The organism is Streptomyces sp. NPDC045431 (assembly GCF_040646655.1).
Classification (GTDB): Bacteria; Actinomycetota; Actinomycetes; order Streptomycetales; family Streptomycetaceae; genus Streptomyces.
In genome coordinates, this window is the sequence record NZ_JBEZAQ010000043.1 from 1 (window position 1) to 4,185 (window position 4,185).

Sequence of the window (4,185 nt, forward strand, 5' to 3'; positions counted from 1 at the left end):
CGACCCTCCGCCTCGAAACGCTCCTTGATGGCCAAAACCTCGGCCTGCATGCCGGAGACGACGACGGCCTGCGGGCCGTTGACCGCGGCGATACCCACGCTCTCCGTCAGCAGCGGGCGGACCTCGTCCTCGGCCGCCTGCACGGCCACCATCGCCCCGCCCTGCGGCAGCGCCTGCATCAGCCGGCCCCGCGCCACAACCAACCGCGCCGCATCCGCCAGCGACAGCACCCCGGCCACATGAGCCGCCGCGAACTCACCGATCGAATGCCCCGCCAGGTAGTCGGGACGCACACCCCACGACTCCAGCAGCCGGAACAACGCCACCTCGATCGCGAACAGCGCAGGCTGAGCAAATTCGGTGCGGTCCAGACGCTCCGCGTCCCGGCCCCACATCACGTCCTGCAGCGGCAGACCGACCTCGGCCACAACCGCGTCGAAGGCCTCCGCGAACACCGGGAACGCCTCGTACAGCCCCCGGCCCATTCCCAGCCGCTGCGCACCCTGCCCACCGAACAAGAACGCCGTCACACCATCGGCACGGGCCGTGCCGCTCACGACGCCCGGTGCCGGCACGCCCTCCACCAACGCGGCCAGGCCGCGCAGGGCCGCCACGCGGTCCGTGGCGACGACTGCGGCGCGGTGCTCGAGCGCCGCACGCGATGTCGCCGAGGAATAGGCGGTGCCGACGAGGTCGAGCTCTGGATCGGCTTCGAGGAGCGCCTTCAGGCGTTCGGCCTGGGCGGGCAGGTTGTGGGAGGTGTGGGACGACAGGAGCAGGGCGGTGGGCGACATGCCCTCGGAGGGGATGTCCGGCTCGGCGGCCCGCTGCTCGACGACGGGTGCGGGAGCCTCCTCCAGGATGAGGTGCGCGTTGGTGCCGCTGAGACCGAAGGAGGAGACGGCGGCGCGGCGCGGTCGGTCGGTCTCTGGCCACGGACGGGCTTCGGTCACCAGTCGGACGTTCCCGGCGGTCCAGTCGACCTTGGGGCTCGGCTCGTCCACGTGCAGCGTCTTCGGTATGACGCCTTCGCGGAGCGCCATGACCGCCTTGATCACGCCGCTCACGCCGGACGCCGCCTGGGCGTGCCCGATGTTCGACTTGATGGAGCCGAGCCACAACGGCCGGTCCTCGGGGCGCCCCTGCCCGTACGTTGCCAGCAGCGCCTGCGCCTCGATCGGGTCACCCAGCGTCGTACCCGTACCGTGGCCCTCGACGAGGTCGACGTCGGCCGTGGAAAGCCCCGCCACCGCCAGCGCACGTTGGATGACGCGCTGCTGGGAGGGGCCGTTGGGGGCGGTGAGGCCGTTGCTCGCGCCGTCCTGATTGATCGCCGAGCCCTTGACCACCGCGAGGACCGGGTGGCCCTTGGCCCGGGCGTCGGACAGCCGCTCCACCAGCAGCAGACCGACACCCTCGGACCAGCCGGTGCCGTCGGCCGCGCCGGCGAACGCCTTGCAACGGCCGTCGGGAGCGAGCCCGCGCTGCTGACTGAAGTCGACGAAGATGTCCGGTGTCGGCATCACGGTCACGCCGCCCGCGAGCGCCATCGTGACCTCCCCCTGGCGCAGCGCCTGCACGGCCATGTGCAGGGCGACCAGGGAGGAGGAGCAAGCGGTGTCCACGGTGACCGCCGGGCCCTCCAGACCGAGCGTGTAGGCGACCCGGCCGGAGGCGATGCTGCCGGCGCTGCCGTTGCCCAGGTAGGGAGAGAGGTCGTCCGGCACGGTGCCCGGACGGGTGCCGTACTCGTGGTACATCACGCCGACGTACACGCCGGTCTGGGTGCCGCGCAGGCTCGTCGGGTCGATGCCGGCCCGTTCTATGGCCTCCCACGAGCTCTGGAGGAGAAGCCGCTGCTGCGGGTCCATGGCCAGCGCCTCGCGCGGCATGATGCCGAAGAACTCGGGGTCGAACTCGGCGGCGTCGTGCAGGAATCCGCCGTTGACGGTGTACGTCCGGCCCGGGGTTCCGGGCTCGGGGTCGTAGAGGCCCTGGGCGTCCCAGCCGCGGTTGTCAGGGAAGCCGGAGACCGCATCGCGGCCCTCGGACACCAGGTTCCACAGTTCCTCCGCGGAGGTGACCCCGCCGGGGAAGCGGCAGCTGATGCCGACGATGGCGATCGGGTCGTCGTCGACGGCCTGAGCGGAGGGCGTCGCGGACGGCACGGGGACCGTCGTCGCCGCGGGCGTACTGCCGGACTTCTCCTTGATCAGGGCGACCACGGCACGGCAGTTGGGATGGTCGAAGACCAAGGTGGCGGGCAGTTTCAGACCGGTGGCGGCGTTGAGCGCGTTGCGCAGCTCGACCGCGGCGAGCGAGTCGAAGCCCAGCTCCTTGAACGCCCGGTCGGCACCCACCGAATCGATGCCACTGTGCCCGAGCACGGCGGCCACCTCAGTACGCACCAGCTCCAGCAGCGCACGGTCCTGCTCGGCCTCGGAGAGGCCCGCGAGCCGCTGCTGCAGTGCGCCGGCCGTGGAGGTGGCGGCGGCCGACCGGTCGGCCGCATGGCGCGCCGGGCCGCGGACGAGGCCGCGCAGCAGCGCCGGCGTTTCGTCGGTGCGGGAGCGCAGTGCCGCCCGGTCGACGCGCAGCGCGGTCACCTGGTGGGTGCCGGTGGCGAGTGCCGCGTCGAACAGTTCGAGGCCCTCCGCCACGTCGAGCGCGGGCATTCCGAGCCGCTTCATCCGATCGAGGTCGGCTTCGACGACCGGTCCGAGGCCCGTGTCCATCGCCCACATGCCGTACGCGAGCGCCGTCGCGGGCAGTCCTGCGGCGCGGCGGTGGTGGGCGAGGGCGTCGAGGAAGGTGTTGGCGGCGGCGTAGTTGGCCTGTCCGGCGGCGAGCACCTGGCCGCCGGCGGAGGAGAACAGGACGAAGGCGGTGAGGTCGACGCCGCGTTCGGCGGTGTACTGGTGGAGGTGCCAGGCGGCGTCGACCTTGGGGGCCAGGACGGTGTCGAACTGCTCCGGCGTCAGCGTTTCCACCAGCCCGCTGTCGATGGTGCCGGCGGTGTGGACGATGCCGGTGAGGGGGTGGGTTGTGGGGATGGTGTCGAGGAGGGTGGTGAGGGCCTGTCGGTCTGCGACGTCGCAGGCGGCGAGGGTGACGGTGGCGCCGGCGGCGGTGAGTTCGTCGTGGAGTTGGGTGGCGCCGGGGGCGTCGGGGCCGCGGCGGCTGGTGAGGAGGAGGTGGCGTACGCCGTGTTCGGTGACCAGGTGGCGGGCGACGAGTGCGCCGAGGCCACCGGTGCCGCCGGTGATCAGGACGGTGCCCTCCGGACCCCACGGGCTCGCACCCGTACCGGTCGAGCGGACCAGACGCGGTACCGCGAAGCGACCACCGTGGACGGCGGACTCCGGCTCTCCGGAGGCCGCGGCCGTGGGCAGGGCGGCGAGCGACTCCACCGACCCGTCGGTGTCCAGGAGCGCGAAGCGTCCCGGATTCTCCGCCTCGGCGGCACGTCCCAGACCCCATACCGGCGCCTGGGAGAGGTCCAGGGTGTCCTCCAGGCGCGAGGCCACCGCGTAACGGGTGACGAAGACGAGCCGTGACCCGCCGAACCGGTCGTCGGCCAGCCAGGTCCGCACCGCTTCCAGAACCGCGAGGGACACCTCCCGGGTGGCCTGGGGGACCGTGTCCGAGACCGCCGGCGCAACCGGGTACAGCACCACGTCCGGCATCGGCCGCCCCGCGTCCACCGCCGCTGCCAGCGCGGCGAGATCGGCGAACTCCGGCACTGCGACGTCGAGGTCCACCGGCCCGGCGATTCGGGCCACGGTGCTCGTCGTCTGCGGAAGCGGCAGACCCTGCCAGGCCACCCTGAACAGGGAATCGCCCTGCACACTCCGGGACGCCTTCAACTGCTCGGTGGAGACGGGGCGGGACACCAGCTGTTCCACCGTGGCCACCGGCCGGCCGGCCGTGTCGGCCACCCACATCGCCGACAGCTCGTCGCCGCGCACCCGGCGCAGCAGCACGCGCAGCGAGGTGGCACCCGTCGCGTGGACGGTCACGCCGTTCCAGGAGAACGGCAGGAGGGTGTCGCCGTGGGCTTCGCCCTGCGGGTCGAGCAGATCCGCGTGCATCGCGGCGTCGAGGAGGGCGGGGTGGAGGGTGAAGTGGGTGGCGTCGGTGTGGGCGTGGTCGGGGAGGGTGACTTCGGCGTAGACGTCTTCGCCG

Annotated in this window: 1 protein-coding gene; it reads right to left on the reverse strand. The window is 72.6% G+C overall.

The features are described 5' to 3' along the window. Positions 1 to 4,185 (reverse strand): SDR family NAD(P)-dependent oxidoreductase (locus tag AB0A69_RS33765; RefSeq protein ID WP_361429933.1); only part of this gene is annotated, 4,185 nt, incomplete at both ends.